General features: G+C 49.3%; 11 protein-coding genes. 8 read left to right on the plus strand and 3 right to left on the minus strand.

Annotated features, from left to right (window positions below):
• Positions 1–11: 11 nt before the first annotated feature.
• On the plus strand, positions 12–1,157 hold the full coding sequence (locus ACRRUX_RS10155; protein ID WP_432529826.1) for a restriction endonuclease: 1,146 nt from the start codon (positions 12–14) through the stop codon (positions 1,155–1,157).
• Positions 1,158–1,193: 36 nt separating this feature from the next.
• Here ACRRUX_RS10155 and ACRRUX_RS10160 read toward each other — a convergent pair whose 3' ends face one another.
• Both ACRRUX_RS10160 and ACRRUX_RS10165 read right to left on the minus strand, forming a co-directional pair.
• The gene (locus tag ACRRUX_RS10160; protein WP_432529828.1) at positions 1,194–2,597 is read right to left on the minus strand and encodes a hypothetical protein; all 1,404 of its coding nucleotides are present in this window, start codon (positions 2,595–2,597) and stop codon (positions 1,194–1,196) included.
• Positions 2,597–4,741, minus strand: coding sequence for an ATP-binding protein (locus ACRRUX_RS10165; protein WP_432529830.1), 2,145 nt, complete (start codon positions 4,739–4,741; stop codon positions 2,597–2,599). Before ACRRUX_RS10165 ends, ACRRUX_RS10160 begins: the two co-directional genes overlap by 1 nt.
• Positions 4,742–6,253: 1,512 nt before the next feature.
• On the opposite strand from ACRRUX_RS10165, the gene ACRRUX_RS10170 reads away from it, so the two are divergent.
• Genes ACRRUX_RS10170 through ACRRUX_RS10180 form a run of 3 tightly spaced genes read left to right on the plus strand, consistent with a single transcriptional unit; the run spans position 6,254 to position 8,898 of the window.
• On the plus strand, positions 6,254–6,781 hold the full coding sequence (locus ACRRUX_RS10170) for a hypothetical protein (RefSeq protein ID WP_432529832.1): 528 nt from the start codon (positions 6,254–6,256) through the stop codon (positions 6,779–6,781).
• Complete coding sequence (locus ACRRUX_RS10175; RefSeq protein ID WP_432529834.1) at positions 6,774–7,910, plus strand: HlyD family secretion protein; 1,137 nt, start codon at positions 6,774–6,776, stop codon at positions 7,908–7,910. Before ACRRUX_RS10170 ends, ACRRUX_RS10175 begins: the two co-directional genes overlap by 8 nt.
• A complete protein-coding gene (locus ACRRUX_RS10180; RefSeq protein WP_432529836.1) occupies positions 7,900–8,898 on the plus strand; it encodes a DUF2955 domain-containing protein in 999 nt (332 codons plus the stop codon). The genes ACRRUX_RS10175 and ACRRUX_RS10180 overlap by 11 nt, the downstream gene beginning before the upstream one ends.
• A 2-nt stretch (positions 8,899–8,900) precedes the next feature.
• On the opposite strand, the gene ACRRUX_RS10185 is transcribed toward ACRRUX_RS10180, so the two are convergent.
• On the minus strand, positions 8,901–10,328 hold the full coding sequence (locus ACRRUX_RS10185) for an MFS transporter (protein WP_432529838.1): 1,428 nt from the start codon (positions 10,326–10,328) through the stop codon (positions 8,901–8,903).
• A 359-nt stretch (positions 10,329–10,687) separates the two neighbouring features.
• Between ACRRUX_RS10185 and ACRRUX_RS10190 the strand changes: the two genes are divergently transcribed.
• The 4 genes from ACRRUX_RS10190 to ACRRUX_RS10205 all read left to right on the plus strand — a co-directional run bounded on the left by ACRRUX_RS10190 (position 10,688) and on the right by ACRRUX_RS10205 (position 17,208).
• The gene (locus ACRRUX_RS10190; protein WP_432529840.1) at positions 10,688–13,030 is read left to right on the plus strand and encodes a hypothetical protein; all 2,343 of its coding nucleotides are present in this window, start codon (positions 10,688–10,690) and stop codon (positions 13,028–13,030) included.
• A 496-nt stretch (positions 13,031–13,526) separates the two neighbouring features.
• Positions 13,527–14,501, plus strand: a complete 975-nt coding sequence (locus ACRRUX_RS10195; protein ID WP_432529842.1) for an autoinducer 2 ABC transporter substrate-binding protein — start codon at positions 13,527–13,529, stop codon at positions 14,499–14,501.
• A 165-nt stretch (positions 14,502–14,666) separates the two neighbouring features.
• A complete protein-coding gene (locus ACRRUX_RS10200) occupies positions 14,667–16,202 on the plus strand; it encodes a sugar ABC transporter ATP-binding protein (RefSeq protein ID WP_432529844.1) in 1,536 nt (511 codons plus the stop codon).
• Positions 16,195–17,208 carry an ABC transporter permease gene (locus tag ACRRUX_RS10205; protein WP_432529846.1) on the plus strand — a complete coding sequence of 338 codons (1,014 nt, stop codon included), beginning with the start codon at positions 16,195–16,197 and terminating at the stop codon, positions 17,206–17,208. Before ACRRUX_RS10200 ends, ACRRUX_RS10205 begins: the two co-directional genes overlap by 8 nt.

Genomic DNA, 17,208 nt, shown 5'->3' on the forward strand with positions numbered 1-17,208 from the left:
GGCAAAGGATTGTGACCACTTACCAGAAAGTTCTTATTGTGGATCAAGTATACCGAGGCTCCAGGAATGGAAACGCTTCAGATGATCCATTGCCAAGTTTACTTGGCGTAGATAACGGTGCGGGATTCAGGCATCTGGGTAAACGCCCAAATGTAGAAACATTGAAACTTCTAGTTTTAAAAACGAGTTTCACTGAAGTTGATTGGCCCGACCATCTTGATACCGAGACAGGTGTATTCACCTACTATGGTGACAATCGAAGACCGGGCAGAGAACTCCACGACACTCCACGGCAAGGCAACTTAATGCTGCGAAACCTGTTCAACGCTGCGCACAGTGAAGAGTCATTAGAACACTTTCCTCCAATATTTGTGTTCGCAGGAACAGGGGTCTATCGAGATGTAAGGTTCTTAGGCTTAGCTGTGCCGGGAACAGAAAGTCTAAACGAAGACGAAGATCTTGTTGCCATCTGGCGCGCCACAGGGAAAGAAAATCTCAGATTCCAGAATTATAAATCAAAATTTACGATACTAGATATTCCGGCAATATCAGAAGATTGGTTAAAAGATATAAAGCAAGGGAATGCCGTAAGTTCTTCACATGCGCCGAAACTGTGGCTAGATTGGTTACAGAATAGAAAATATAGATCCCTTAAGGCACCGCGAATAAGCAAAATAAGGTCTAAAGAACAGCAATTACCATTACAACTGCAAGACAAAAAAATAATAGATGCCATCTATTCAAAATATAAATACTCACCTACAGACTTCGAGTATTGTGCAGTTAAAATTGCAAAGCTTTATATAACTAATATAACGACATGTGATGTTACTAGACCTTCAGTGGATGGCGGCCGAGATGCTATCGGCCAATATCGAATAGGAAACTCCCAAGCAGGACTATCGATAGATTTCGCATTAGAAGCCAAATGCTATTCGGTTAAAAATGGCGTAGGAGTGAAAGAATTGTCTAGATTAATTTCGCGCCTAAGACATCGTCAATTTGGTATATTAGTGACTACTTCCTATGTTGCTAAACAAGCTTATCAAGAAATAAACGAAGACAAACATCCCATAATTATTATTTCTGCAGTTGATATATGTAACATACTAAGAAAGCATATCGGTAGTTTAGACACGATTGAAAAATGGATATAACAAGAGCTACCAACTTCTACTGGTAGCCCAAATTAATCAAAAGAATGCGACTATTCCTGGTCTACTCAGATGCTGAGAGCATCGATAAGAAATATCATTTAAGATTTGCTCTTTCAATCTGAACTTAGGAATTCCAAACCACTTATTATGATATTCTTGTCCACATATTTCACCACTTGGGTTTGTACCTATTTGATATTTATAACTCAACAGAATTGTATAAATTTTTCCGCCAAGCAATATGTCAGGAAGTCTATAAATACCATCATGTGCACGATCTTTTATATTTCCACCAAATTTATAAATTGTCAACTCCCGAAACTCTTCCGGAACCAACGCAGCAATCAGATAACGGTTAAGCTTGACCTTTTTTTGTGCTTGGTCACAGTCAGGAGATAACTCGACAAAACCTAAAGTAATATTATCCTTAGCGGTTTGCAATCTCTCGGCACGAAAAGTTTTATCTCCTTGGATATTACTGGTTGAAATGAATTCTTGTTCAAAAATATCACTAAGCGTTCTCCCCAACTTTAATTCAAGTTTTCTTTTTGCAGTATCATCAGAAAGTAAATCTGAACATATCTCCACAAAAACGCCTTTACATGACTTAGAGTGCTCAGCCGGAACTTCTTCAATATGATAAAATGAGTTCAAAGCAGCTTTCTGCTTTTCATCCAATGTAATTCGACTTGATATATTTGTAAGTGCATCCCGCCAAATACTTGTTGGAGTACTACCCTTCGTCAAAAGATCGCTCAAGACTGGATATAGTCCACTATAAACGGCAGCTTCTGGAAATGACTCTGCATTCCTTTTACCTATTGACTCATGAGATATAGCAACAAGTAAGTCAGATAACCTTTGTGAATGATTTATGAAATAATTTTCATCAATGACCTCAGGGATTGATAGTTCATATAATGATCTGCTTGCTTCTAGAGCAGCTTTAGTGATACGAGATTCCCAATCCAGTAATCCATGAAAAATCGGATTTTCCTGGATAATTGAATCAAGCTTTTCTTTAAGTAATCCTGGACTCGATCTGACTTCAGTCTTATCAATAACCCCCCAATGTAAAGGAAAGGGGAACCTGCCGGCAAAACGCGTTAGCAATATTTCTACAACCGGCTCAACTCTAGCTTTATTTTTAGACCAGAAAAACAATATGTATGGACCACTTTTGATCAAAGTTTCCAAAAGAGAAGCTATCGCACCAGCTAAATTTACAGGCTCCAGGCTCCCCTCAGTTAAGTTCAAGTCAGTGATAATTACTCTCGGTATAAACCTACTTAAGTCAACATGATCTATTCCACTCAAGTTACTATCATCATTCTGATACTGAATGGACAAACATGGGACACCTGAAGCTACCAAACATTGATGAATTTCATTAAGTTCTTGTTCATTATCATCAATAACAACATACCCGGAAAAATTCATTACTTCATATCTCCATTTTTAAATAACATAACAGCTATAGCCCCTCCATAGGCTTCCGGTAATTCCACATCATCAGGTGAAAGTAAGATAAGGCTTCCACCAATACTTTCCATCACCTTGTCAGCATAATAGAGTCCAACACCCATACCACCTGGCCTTGTGGTCTTGAATGGCTGCACTGCCTCCTCAGGTGAAATACTAAAGCCAGGGCCGTTATCACCAATCACAATTGCAGGACCTTCTTTAAACCAGTCAATTAAACTATCTACATAAATAGCTGGCTGATAGTCTTCCTCTAATTCTTCTCTTTTTAACTTCGTCCAGTGAATGGCATTATCAACTAAATTAGTTAATGTTGCTTGTAATAATCCGAATGGTGCATGAATGTCAAAATCTGAAGACTCATCATTTAATATTGGGCTCGATAATATGATATTGTGATATTCGAATCTGTGCTTTGCCAATCCTAATGTTTTACTAATTAACGATTTAGCTTTAAATGTTCGTTGCTCATTTCTCCGAAGTAATGGTGCAAATCCTTCTAATAATTCAGATAGGTGTTCAGCTCTTTTTAACAGAGTAGCGTAATCATCACTTCGTTTGATCGAATCATTGAGATCATCGACACCTCTTTCCACTTCATGAAATATTACTGCTAAATTAAGCCCAGCAACTCCTGAGCTGAGCGTAACCTCCCTCATCTGAATATAATCATTTTCAATTTGGGATATCTTGTGCACTACGCGATCACCAAGATTATGCTTCTTAGCTACATTTTTAAGAGATGCTATATTTTCAGAAAATCTATAGGTCGCGGGCGATATATCAATCGCATCATTATTCAAATACTTAGAAATACTCTCTCTGTCATTTCTATGTGTAATATGAAAATGTTCAACAACACTAGTAGAAATCAATTTAAACAAACGATAAAATTTATTATCATCAAACCCTTCTCGATTAGTTTTCTCCTTGAGACCAGTACTCTTGCTTAAATTTAAATCAATTGACCCGACAACCATTCCTGTATCAATTTTTAGACCTGGCAAGTTAATTCTTCCTGCATTTAACTCCAGCCAGTCATCATTTGTCTCGCCATAGTTAAAAACTCTGATTCCATCTCGATAGATCCTAATCCCAGACTGTTCCTTCAGATAGTCTTTTATCGATTGTGCAGCTCCAAAGGCATTTAAAACAGATGTTGACTTAAGAAATACATAAAAAGTACCTGAAATTGGACCAATCCCATCAAGTTCCGATTTGCTTAGCGTTAATCTTTCAGAATTATCTCCTCTAGCCGCTTTTTCTTCCTTCGTTGGTTGAAGTAACTTTAGGAGTCCATCATCACCTGACTTTTCAACATCTATCAAAGTTTTGAATGAAGATGGTGGCGAAAAATTATATTTATAGCTAAATCGTCCATCTTCATCAATTTCAAAAGAATATTTCCAGATCGCTTTGCTTAAAATGTCATTCGCATCCAATACGTCATATAACTCCTTTTCTCTACCGGGGACAATATAATTAACCTCGAAATCTGAAACTTCTTTAAAAGGAGAAACTAAACTAGTAATAAGCCTTTTGAGTTTCCTAAGCTCACCTCTAGTCCATGTCTTATTATTTAACCTTGATATTTCAATTCTAGTCCCAGTATCTTCAGAGAAAAACTCTGGTTTTTCTAATTTCTCTACTTTTACAACTGTATCTTCGATAAAATTAGAATTATTTAGCACTTCTGCCCAGTCAATTACTACCCTATACTCATCAGAGTTTTCAGCTCTGGTATTAATAACCAGCTTTTCACCTAACTTGTGTACAGCTAACCTGCCGACCCCTTTCTCGCCAAGAGGCATTCGATTAAACCGTTTTGTACGAACTCTATTCTCATATCTTTTACTTTTTGTGCCAATTACCATCCACTTATTGACAATGTCATCATAAGTCATTCCACAACCAGAATAGTCCCATACAACAATATTAGGCATATCTACATTGAGGTTTAGTTGTACATCGACCCTCTTTGCATCAGAATCATATGCATTTTTCACTAACTCAAATACAGCAAGTCGGTCATCACCAATTAATTCATCACCGAGAAGTTTAAGAAGATGGGCATTGGCTCTAAATGAAGTACTGGTTATCATTTTTGAAAGTCTCATCCTTTATTAGTACACCTAGACTATAGATTTTTACTCATCAAATCAATCAGCTAGTCAATTGTAGTCTTGCCCTTAGCATACCAAATGAAAAAATGCTTTGTTAAAGTATACCGATGTACTAACTTTTACATGTATTGCAACAAAAGCATTATTGTTTACTGTTAACTTACCTCTGCTATCCTGGAAATTGGCTGAAATAAAATTTGTAAAATTTTGCATACACAGGAAAAGCTGCAATCCTCTTCCCAAAAAATAGAGTAACAGTCCAACTTAAAATATGGCTTGAAGGGAAGGTTTACAATGGGTCAAAAAATGAAAATTCAGGAGACCGTCTTGATACATATTTGAGTTACTGGCCTGCTTGGTGTACCTCAAAACCTCACCAATAGACACTTCCATGTCCCCTCCAACGTTCGTTTATCAATATCCAAGTACTCTGTACGCTACATAGCCTATTAAATGAACACAATACTTTGTTTATAAAAACATAGACTTGTGCACACACAATAACAGATCACACCACTCCCGCTCGAAGCGGCTGCAGTGCATTGGCTTCTGTAACGTGGTCGAGATAAGGATATCGAGACAACGTCAGTCGAATCAGGGATTAGCGTCTGACGTGATTGTTTAAGGAAGCCACATGCACAATGAGTTATCCGCTTCGTCGCGGGTCGCAGGGGGATTGGATAAGGGGCCTTTCGAAACGGTCCCCTTTCCCCAGGTGTGGGTTGGCAAGTATCGCGCAGCGATGAGCTTACGAGCGAGAGTCAGGGATGACGAACTGGCAAGGTACATGGATGTACCTATCCCACGACTTTAACTGCTTGCGGTATTTTTTATTCACACGCCAGCAAGCGCAAAAAGCCTACCAATGTGACTCATAGTCCGTAGACCATCCCTACATTTTCCCCAATACTGACCTCAGTGCTTACCCAATGAGGTTCAGTGATGCTCCCACAAGACTCAAACGAATATGAAGAAACGCTGGCAAACGGTTGGACTATCTATATCGAGCCCAATCCAGACCGCTTCCGGGAAGGTTTGACCTGGCACATCAGCCACAATGATTGTATCTGGGATTCAGGACTGGAATGGACGTTAAGCGACGCGTATATCCGAGCAAAGGAAGCGATTGCATCCGTACATTCAAAGCAATAGGGCCAGCCTCCATAGGATGCAGGTAAACAGTGAAACGACACTCGTCAGTATCACTGAAAAAGTGACTGAATCTTAACAACTCTTAATCCCCCAAAAAGCATACAACCATCTGATCTTGTGTAGAATTTACAATGGCTCTCAGTCAGTCCAGAGGAAGAATTGCCCGGTTCGACGGGTATTTTCGGCACGATGTGCTGGATACCTTAACGGGAGTCTGTCATTTTATTTAACAAAGTGAGATTGAGGCCTCGCCGCAGTGCACTCCAGCGGTATCACACACTCAGCATGCCGGAAGATATCTCCACTTAGATCTATTTCACCCAAGCAGATGGAAGCACTATGAGCGATGTTCAAATCCGCCTTCAGGACTCCGTTGTTTCCGGCATCATCAATGGTGTCATCAATGGCATAATTGCCTATTTTCTTTTTAAAAATCACCCAGATGTCGCAGTATCACTAAACAGCATTGCTGCCAGTGAAGTCTCTGTATGGGGACAGGCTGTGTCGCTGACCTTTGGACTGGGGGTAATTCTGACGCTGATCACCGCCAAAATCTTTTGCAATCAAATGAAGAAGCAGCATCCGGCACAATCTGAGCAGTTATCTCTGCCGCTGTTTCCCACCTTGTTTGGCATTGCCATCAATAATGCAGCGGCATTGTTTGGCTGGTTTGTGGTACTGGCCGTTATCTGGACCCGGATATTCGGTGAAGTCAGGGTTTCTACTCTGCTCGCGGCCGTGCTGGTCGGCCTGTTCGCCATGGTGGTCACCCTGGTGGTAGAAGTCAGAACCAAAAAGAGTATCGTATTCAAAAAAACCAGTATCTTTGCTGATAACCAATCGACTATGGAGCAACACAATGACTGAGACTACCGACGCCAAGCCTGAGGTCAACAGCAAGGACAAGCCTGACGCCAGTAAAGACAAGTCAGAAGGCACCAGTCAGGCACGTAAATTTACCTATTACATTTTTCTGGCGGTGCTGTGTCTGTGGTTGTACACCCTGTGGACCGACCGCATGACCCCGATGACGGACGAAGGCCGGGTGAATGGTCAGATAGTCCGTATCACGCCGCAGATCTCAGGCCCGATTTCTCAGGTGCTGGTGACCGACAACACAGAAGTGGATCGGGGTCAGCCTCTGGTGGTGATTGAGAAACATCCGTTTGAGTTGAATGTGAAGGCAGCCAAACTGGCGCTGCAGCAAACGACCCAGTCATTCCATGCCGACTCTGCTGCCATCGATGCCGCCAAAGCCACCGAAGTCGCCGCCCGGGTCAAGGTCGATAACGCCAGACAACACTTTGAGCGCTATCAGGAACTGGCCAAAAGTGGACTGGTGAGCCAGGCCGATCTGGATGACAGCGCCGCCTCGCTGGAAACCGCGCAGGCCAATCTGAACCAGGCAACCGCAGCACTGGAAAAAGCCAAGCAGGAACTGGGACCACAAACCGAGAACAATCCACAGATCCAATCTGCACTGAACAAGCTGGAGCAGGCGCTGCTGGATCTGTCCTACACAGATATCAATGCGCCGGGCAAAGGGGTGATCACCAACATGAATCTGGCGGCCGGCAACTATGCCAGCAATGGCCAGCCACTGATGACCTTTGTCAATAATCAGCATCTGTGGGTGACCGCTATGGTGACCGAAAACTCGCTGGCTCACCTGAAAAAAGGCATTCCGGTGAAGCTGGTGTTTGATGCTTACCCCGGGCAAATTTTTACCGGTGAAGTCACCACCATTGGCTGGGGTAGCAGTGGTAATGGCGGTTTGCAGGTGGATAACAGCAATGGCCTGCTCAACTCCCCAACATCCAGCCCGGATGCCCAGCGTTTTCCGGTGAATGTGAAACTGGACCCGCTGCCCGAGGGTGTGGATCTGCGTTACAGCGGCCGGGTGACGGTGAGCTTCTATCCCGGTGAATCCTATATCGGTGAGCGTCTGCTGGACGTCTGGACCTGGATATGGAGTTACCTGACTTATGTCTCGTAGGCCTGCCAATGCGCTGATCAGGGTTGCTGTGTTTCCGGTACTGCTGCTGTTCTGGCAGTATGTATTCGGCACAGATCTGCCCCTGCTCGGACCGGCCATGTGTGCGGTGTTTCTCACCACCACCCATGAGCCGCCGCCACTGATCATGGTGATCCTGATGGGGGTGGTGCTGTTTGTCACCGCCTGGATCCAGGGGGCGCTCAGCGTGGTGCTGTTTGATCAGCCGGTGGTTTACTATTTCGCGCTGTTTGGAGCCTTTTACTGGTGCATGCAGCGTACCCATGAAAACCCTCAGGATCTGCTGGCCATTTTGCTGATTGTGTCCACCGCCATGATTGCCGTGTTCTTCAAGCAAAAAGGCATTGATGTCAGCGATATCCCCTGGGCCTTGCTGAAGAATCTGCTGATCGCCGGCTTTACTGCCTATCTGGCGTATTTTCTGTTTCCGGGTGGCGAGCCGCTGTCGACCTTCCCCAAGGCCGCAGAAGCCCGCAAGCGCGATATTCCGGCACTGATCATTCTGCTCAAGACCGGATTTATCATGCTCACCCTGGTGGTGACCATTAATCTCAACCTGGCGCAGAGCACCATCATTACCGTGGTAGTGGCGCTGATCCTCAAAGATCCTGATCCGATTGCAGGCCACATTTATGGCCTGCGCCGCCTGGTGGTGACCTATGCCAGTGTGCTGTATGCGGTGCCGCCACTGCTGTTCAGTATTTTACAGGCCAATATTGTCGCTACCATGGGCTCGGCGGTGATCTGTTCCCTGTTGATGGGGTGCCGGGCAGTTGAGCGCAAGGCCAGCTACAACGGCATTCAGCTGATGTATTCCAGCTATGTGGTGCTGATTTTCTACGGCATCACAACCACAGGATTCAGCGGCATCAGCGAAGATGCCGTGCGCTTTGGCTCCATTCTCGGTGCCGTGCTGTTTGGCATGATGGTGTTGCTGCTGTTACAGCCTGCAGAGCGGAAAACCGCCTGAGATTACTCCTGCGCAGGCGGCTTTGGTCGCCTGCCATTGCGCCTTCTGGCCACCGTCAGAAAGTCCAGCGCCACCCCGGAAATGGCATTAAAGCCGCGGATACGGAACACCAGCTTGAGCAGTCCCGGCCTGGGCCGGACATTGGGCTCGACCGAACGGGGAATAAACCACAGGGTCACCAGGGCCCGCAGCAGGGTTGATACCACAAACACCACGAATATCGGATTCCCCGGCAGCTGACTCCAATCAAGAAACGACTGGGCATGGCTGGCAATCAAGCCGCCACTGATCGCCCCGACAAACACCAGTGCCGCACTCAGCGCCGCCTGCATGGCGGCATAGGTGGCAAAGTCGGAACGAAACGGCCGGATGTCATACAGATAGTTGGCCGTGCTCAGGGTAAAACCACTCCAGGCAAACCCGGAGAACGCCTGAATCGCCAAAATATACAAATAGTTATCGGAAAACAGCCACATCAGCGGCAGACTTGGGATAAGGCTGGAGGTGATGATCATCACCAGCCGATTACCGTATTTGTCGCTGAATTTACCCCAATACCTCAGGGTGATGAATTGAGTGAGGATCGAAGCCACGCTGGCGCCGACATACTCCAGATAACTGAAATGCAGATTCTCCAGCATATATACCGCGAAGAACGGCGCAGAAATCGCCACCATGGCCTGCATCCCCGCCACAAACAGGCTGTATTGCCTGAAGGTGACATCCTTCCACGCCTGCCGGAAGTTCCCCAGAGTGCGGGTAAACACGCCGGGGATACGTTGCTCGGTCGGCACAGGATCATGCATCTGCCACAGTAACCAGGCCGACACCCAGCGCCCCATGGCGGCAATGGAAAACATCAGGCTGAACCCCAGCCAGGCCATACCCGCGCTGTCGGTCAGGCTCAAAATGCCACCGCCGAGGAAGAACACACTCAGGGAAGCGCCCATAGTCAGCCGGGTGCGGGCAGCAAAGAAGGTGCCGCGCCGCCGCTCCGGCACGATACTGCCCATCCAGGCTCGCCAGTGGGGCTGGATCAGGTTCAGAAAACCGTGGTACAGCGCCGCCAGCGCGATGAACAGCCACACCCCATGATCAGGCCGAAATGCGGCCAGGGCCCCCATCCCCAGTACCACCAGCGCCTGCAGCGAAGCACACAGGGTAATAAACCACTTGCGGGAGAAATGGCTGGCCAGCCAGACCGACAGTAATTGATTGATGGCGCCAAACAGTTGCGGCAGGCCGCTGACCCAGCCCATCTGCCCCAGAGTGGCACCGAGAAAAATAGCAAAGGCATTGAAGAAATTATCACTGGTTGCCGTCATGGCCGACGACGCCACCGCCTCCTGCTGGCTGCGTTTTAACGTCAATCTCAGCCAGGCACAACGACTGCTGCGCCTTTGTTTGGAACACGCGGGAGAAACCTGCATCGACTTCATCAGATGTGGCGGTGAATTTTTGCGCTAATTATGTGCAATGTTGCGCCTTCCGGCAATCCGCACGCAGAGAAAATATTCCGCAGATCAGGCGCTAACAATCATAACTGTACAGACTCCACAGGACTGCCGGAACCGATTGATACCAATCCGCATAGCAGTATGAGAACCCCGCTGTGCGCCCGCACTCACAAGAAGATTCACAAAGCTTCAAACACAGTTTCAGGGATCCTCGACTAGTATTAATGGGTTTCCGCCGCCCTCTGCAACACCAATAACCACTTTTAAGGAATAACCCTCTGACGCGCCGGAAACAGGGATTTTAATCATTACCCAAAGGAGTTCAGCACAACATGGAATATCGTAAGTTAGCTCTGGCCTGCTCACTGGCCACCATACTTGTCGCCTGCGGAGGCAGTGACAACACCGACACCCCGACGCCGGAACCCACCCCAACACCCGAGCCAACCCCTACTCCCAGCCTGACCGGTAAAGTTGCGGATGGTTATTTGGTTGGCGCGACTGTCTGTCTGGATCTGAACGATAACAAACAGTGTGACGATGGCGAGCCCAGCGCCACCTCAGGTGCCGGTGGCAGCTTTGAAATCAGCGCAACTCAGGAGCAACTGGACAGCTATCCGCTGCTGGTGGAAGTCACCGCGTCAGTGGTCGATGAAGACACTGGCGAAACCGTGACAGCCCCCTATTCGCTGACCGCACCGGCTGGTTACGGGTTTGTCAGTCCACTGACGACCATGGTGCAAAGTCAGGTCGAGCTGGGGAGTACCCAGGCTGATGCCGAGGCGTTAATCCAGAATCTGCTGAATACCACGCTGGCGCTCAGCACTGACTTTATCGCCGCCCAAAACGATACCTCTGTGCCCGTCGAAACTCAGGCACAATACCAGCAAATACATCAGGTTGCTCAGGTTACCGCGCGGGTAATGGCCAGCAATCTGGCGGCAGTTCAGGCAGCGGCAACCGCCGCCAATATCTCCACCGATGACTTGTTGAATCTGATTGTCGATACGCTGGTGAACTCGCTGCCCACCATAGTGGATCAGGTCGCGGCGACAGAAGGTGAGTTCGACCCGGATGCCATTGCCGGGTCTTCTGCGGTTACGGCGGCCACCGGCATGGACGCTGAAACCCTGCAGGAGCAGGTCGCAGTGATGAATGCCCAGGCCAATACGGCCGCGGCCAACCTGGTTACCGAAGTCAGCACGACCGGGATTTACTGGTTTGACGGTGAGCATGAGGATAACGATTTCTGGCTTGATTATGGCAGCGTACATTACGACGCCACGGCGGCAACCACCTCGGAAACCGAGTACACCCTGATCGATGGCGAGTTTGTGGAAGCAGGCAGCAGCTACCGGGATCTGCTGTTGGCTGCTGATGGCTGGCAATTAGTCACTGATCATATTGAAATCAGCGCATTGGGCGATGATGGCAGTATCACCCTGGCCAATCCCGATTTTCCACAGGACAGTGAAAAACTGACAGCTGAGGAAATCACTCTGGATACCCTCAATGTCCGGCTGTTTCTCAAAGATCATGACAATACCCGCGCCTGGCACAAAGCCATACCGACGGATATCAGCTTTTCCTCCGGCGCCAAAGCTTTTGAGCTGCATGCCACCACAGTCAATGATCTGTACAGCCTGTATATGTGGGAAGACTGCGAAGCAGAGCAGCGAATCGGTGGCCTGTGCAACACTGTCTGGTCAAAACTGGCTGATGGTCAGGACGGTCCGGCGACCTCTCTGGCGTCATTGATCTCGGCAACCGCTTCGGGTGGCAATATTGCCAGCCTGGTTGGCCCCTATGTCGCCTGGGACGGTCAGGACAATATCCTGGCTGAGTTAGTGGAAGGCGGCAGCGTCAATTACTATCTGGTGAAGTGGCGGGCTGACAGCAGTGGTCAGTACTCCCAATCGGCACACGCCTATGGCAGCGGCACTTGGCGCCAGACCACAGTTGCCTCCCAGACCCTGTTGCTCATCGATCTGCCGGATGATGTCAAAGACTTCGGCAACCGAGACGACGACGGCGAATACCTGCTGGCCGTATATGAAGGCGCCGTGCGTCAGGGCGAATTTGTGGTGGCAGGCAGCAGCTTCGACGATGAAGTGGTCTTTAACCAGACAGCCAAAAACGACATTCTCAATCACCTCGACCTGTCACTGCTTGAGCCGGTTATCCCACCGTCAGCACTGACCCCCTGCAGTCAGGGTGACTCAAACTGGGATGATGCCAACGACAGGCCGGATCTGACCACCCTCAAATCACTGAGCCAGTATCGGGCGCTGGTCGCAGCCTGTCAGGGTGACAGCAGCCCAGCCTTCACCACAGCGGATGTGGCTGGCAGCCAGTTTGGCATCTATGAGGATGATGGCACGCTGGATACCCTGGTAGTGTTCAATGCTCAGGGTGGCTACTTCACCGACTACAATGATGACGGCACTGAGGAGACCACGCCATTCAGCTGGAGCATCAATGACAACAGCGAAATTGCCGCGCAGGTCGTGGATGACAGTGATGCGGTGGTGGCCCGCTTCTATCTGAGCCTGATTGCCGCCCGGGACGAAGAGATTTCCATCAAAGGCTTCTCCGAAGAAGCGGATTGGTCGCAGATGGACGGCAGTGCCGGCGAAGTATGGAGCGAAATCTGGCAGAAGGTCACATCGAACTGATCTTTTTCCTGACAGCAAATCAAGCCCGCAGTTGCGGGCTTTTCGTTACCGGATAACGTAACGCAACAACAACTCAGTGCCTGGTTTGGCATTTTTTACGCTCCGACAAAGCGATTTCCCACCACCTTTCCGCCACTGACCAACCCCCTCCGGCTACACTTTGTGAGCCACTTCAGATTTCTGACACCCGGGATTCAGCCATAATAAGAAACGGGTCAGACATTGGCCCACAGCTCTTATTTCGCCGCTGCAAAACAGTTACCAGGCGTTATCACCCCGTTAAATCAAGCCTTGATTTTGGTAGTTTTATTTCACCAAACCCGCTGGTTAACCTCAGTTTTTCCTCAATTTTTCGCTGTCGTCACATTCGCGGATACAGCTCACATTATTTACCCCCCTGACGGATTTATTGCCCGCTGAAACTTATATTTGCGTCACTAAATAAGCAGGACACATCCTGCAACTCCTTACCCTATTTCAGTCGAGGTAAACCAAGGTGAAAAAATCCATCTTCAAAGTGGCCGCTCTGTCTCTGGCAATGCTGTCCGCCGGTGTTGCTGCCAAAGATTACGAAATCGTCAACGTGGTCAAAGTGTCGGGCATCCCTTGGTTCAACCAGATGAACAAAGGTGTGGAGCAGGCTGCCACCGATCTGGGTGTGAATGCCCGTCAGGTGGGCCCTTCTACCCCGGATCCAGCGCAGCAGGTCAAGATTATTGAAGATCTGATCGCCAAAGGCGTAGATGCCATTACCGTGGTGCCCAACGACGTAACTGTACTGGAGCCGGTATTCAAGAAAGCCCGTGACAAGGGCATTGTGGTACTGACCCATGAATCACCTGACAAGCACGGCGCCGACTGGGATATCGAAACTCTGGATAACACTGCCTACGCCAAAGCCACCATGGATGAGCTGGCCAAACACATGGGCGGCAAAGGCGGTTACGCGGTTTACGTTGGCTCGCTGACCGTCCCTTTGCACAACAACTGGGCGGATCTGGCGATTGCTTATCAGAAGCAGGCCTACCCTGAAATGTACGAAGTGACCAGCCGCATGCCGGTTGCCGAAAGTGTGGATGCCTCTTACGCCGCCACCAACGATCTGATGAAAGCCCACCCGGATATGAAGGGCATTGTGTCCTACGGCTCACTGGGTCTGATTGGTGCCGGTGAAGCCATCAAGAAAAAGCGCGCCAAGGACAAGATCAACACTGTCGGTATTCTGATGCCAAGTCAGGCAGCGCCTTATCTGATGCGCGGCGAAATCGACAAGGGCTTCCTGTGGAACCCGGCTGATGCGGGTTATGCGCTGGTGTCTGTGGCCAAGATGATGCTGGATGGCCAGGAAGTCAAAGACGGTCTGGCAATCCAGAACCTGGGCGCCGCCGAAGTGAACATGGACACCAAAGTGATTAAGTTCAACAAGATCCTCGAAGTCGATAAAGACAACGCCCGCAGCCTGGGCTTCTAACAACGGGGTGTAACCTTTACCTCTGTATGGCGAAGCTCACCGCCAGGCCTTCAACCCTTGGCCTGGTGCAGGGAGCGCAGAGCTTCGCCATCTTTTCTGCGACGCGGGTTAACCGGCTGCCGCAGTCCATATCTATCTCATTCGTTACCCTGCGGGATATCTTCTATGTCTGACGAACAGTCTAACGAACAACAGTCTACTCCACAGTCCGCTGAATTCATCACGCTCAACAATGTCTCCAAACACTTTGGCAGCGTGAAGGCACTGACCAATATCAACCTCAGTTTCAAGCGGGGTGAGGTTCATTGTCTGGCGGGTAAAAATGGTTGTGGCAAAAGCACTTTGTTTAAGGTGATTTCCGGTGTGCATGCGCCGGAGAAAGGCGCGCAGATCTGTATCGATGGCAAACAGTACAGTCGCCTGACGCCCCAGCAGTCCATCGATCACGGTATTCAAGTGATCTATCAGGATTTGTCGCTGTTCCCCAACCTGACCGTGTATGAAAACATCGCCATTCAGGACCACATGCAGTGGCACAAAGGCTTTGCCAGCACTGCCCGCCTGAAGGCCATAGCCAAACAGGCGATGGCAAGCGTGGGCGTAGAGCTGCCGCTGGAGAAACGGGTGGAGCAGCTGTCGATTGCCCAGTGTCAGCTGGTTGCCATCTGCCGCGCCATGGCGGCGGACGCCAAGCTGGTGATTATGGATGAGCCCACAGCGTCACTGACCCGCACCGAGGTGAATAACCTCATCAAAGTGGTGGCCGACCTTAAATCCCGCGGCATTACCGTGGTATTTGTCAGCCACAAGCTGGATGAGGTGATGGAGATTTCTGACCGCATTACCGTGATCCGCGATGGCGTCACCATAGGCACCTACCAGGCTGATGAAGTGGACAGTGATGAACTGGCGTTCCTGATGACAGGCCAGCGCTTCGAGTTCAGCCCCATTGGTGACTTTACGCCGAAAGCCGATGGCAGCGACATCCGCCTGTCCACCAGCAAGCTCACCAGGAAAGGTCAGTTTGAAGATATCGATCTGACGCTGCGCGCCGGCGAAATCGTGTCGATTACCGGCCTTTTGGGCTCGGGTCGCAGCGAGCTGTGTCTGTCACTGTTCGGTATGACCCGCCCGGATCGGGGCGCAATTTGTATCAATGGTGAGCAGGTATTTTTCCGCCACAACCGCGATGCCATTGAGCATGGCATTGGTTATGTCACCGAAGACAGAATGACCACAGGTTTGGTGATGGCCCAGAGCATCAGCGACAACACCACGGCGGCGATTCTGCCCAGGCTGTCGCGCAATGGCGTGCTGGATCATGGCAAAGCCAGATCACTGGTGAGCAAGTTGATTTCGTCGCTGTCAATCAAGGTGTCAGATCCAAAGCTGCCGGTTACCAGCCTGTCCGGCGGTAACGCCCAGCGTATCGCCATTGCCAAGTGGATTGCCGCCGAGCCTCAGGTACTGATTTTGGATGCGCCAACCGTGGGCGTGGATATCGCCAACAAGGAAAGCATCTACCAAATCGCCAGAGATCTGGCCGCCAAAGGCATGGCAATTTTGATGGTAAGCGATGAAATTCCTGAAGTTTTCTACAACAGCCACAGAGTGATTGTGATGAAGGAAGGACGCTTTACCCATGAGTTCAAACCCTCCTGCTGCACCGAGCAAGACATTATGGAGGCCGTGAATGCCTGATTGTATGCAAGGCGCTGCTGGCCTGAATAAGATGAAGCATCTGCTGAAACAACATGAATTCTATCTGGCGGCGCTGATCCTGCTGCTGGTCGCCGGGCTGAGCACCGGCACAGAGGACTTTCTGACCCTGGGCAATATCTTCGATATGACCGTCAGCTCGGCCATTCTGGGCATTATGGCCTGTGGTCTGTTTGTGGTGCTGATTGCCGGAGGCATTGATATCTCCTTCCCGGCCACGGCTGCTATCGCCCAATACCTGACCGCCAGCTACATTCTGGCCAATGGCGGCAACTTCCCGCTGGCCTTTGCCATGGCAGCAGTCGTGGGCATGGTACTGGGCATGCTGAACGCCACCCTGGTGTACAAGCTGAAAGTACCGGCCATTATCATCACCATCGCCATGCTGAATGTGTATTTCGGCCTGTTGATTTACTTCACCGATGGCGAGTGGCTGTATGGCTTCCCCGACTGGTTTATGAATGGCGTGGAGCTGCTCAGCTTCACCGGCAGCGATGGCTACGACTATGGCCTGAATCTGCCCATTCTGATGCTGCTGGCCTGTATCGCCCTCACCGCGTTGCTGATGAACAAGACCCGCATCGGCCGTCAGATCTATGCCATGGGCGGCAACAGCGATGCCGCCGGTCGTATCGGTATCAACCTGTTTGGCCTGAACCTGTTTGTGTACGGCTACATGGGCGCACTGGCGGGCATTGCCGCCGTGGTGCAAACCCAAATCACCCAGTCGGTTGCCCCCAACTCCCTGATGGGCTTTGAGCTGACCGTGCTGGCAGCTGTGGTGCTGGGTGGGACCAGCATGACAGGTGGCAAAGGCACGCTGCTGGGCGTAGTGCTGGGGGTGGCGTTGCTGGCCATTCTGAAAAACGGCCTGACACTGCTGGGTGTGCCGTCTTACTGGCACACAGTGGTTACCGGTCTCATCATCCTTTTGAGTATCAGCATTACTGCGCTGAATGAAAAACAACAGGCGAAGCAGGAGGCCTGA

Source organism: Shewanella sp. GXUN23E (genome assembly GCF_050865035.1).
Taxonomy (GTDB): domain Bacteria; phylum Pseudomonadota; class Gammaproteobacteria; order Enterobacterales; family Shewanellaceae; genus Shewanella.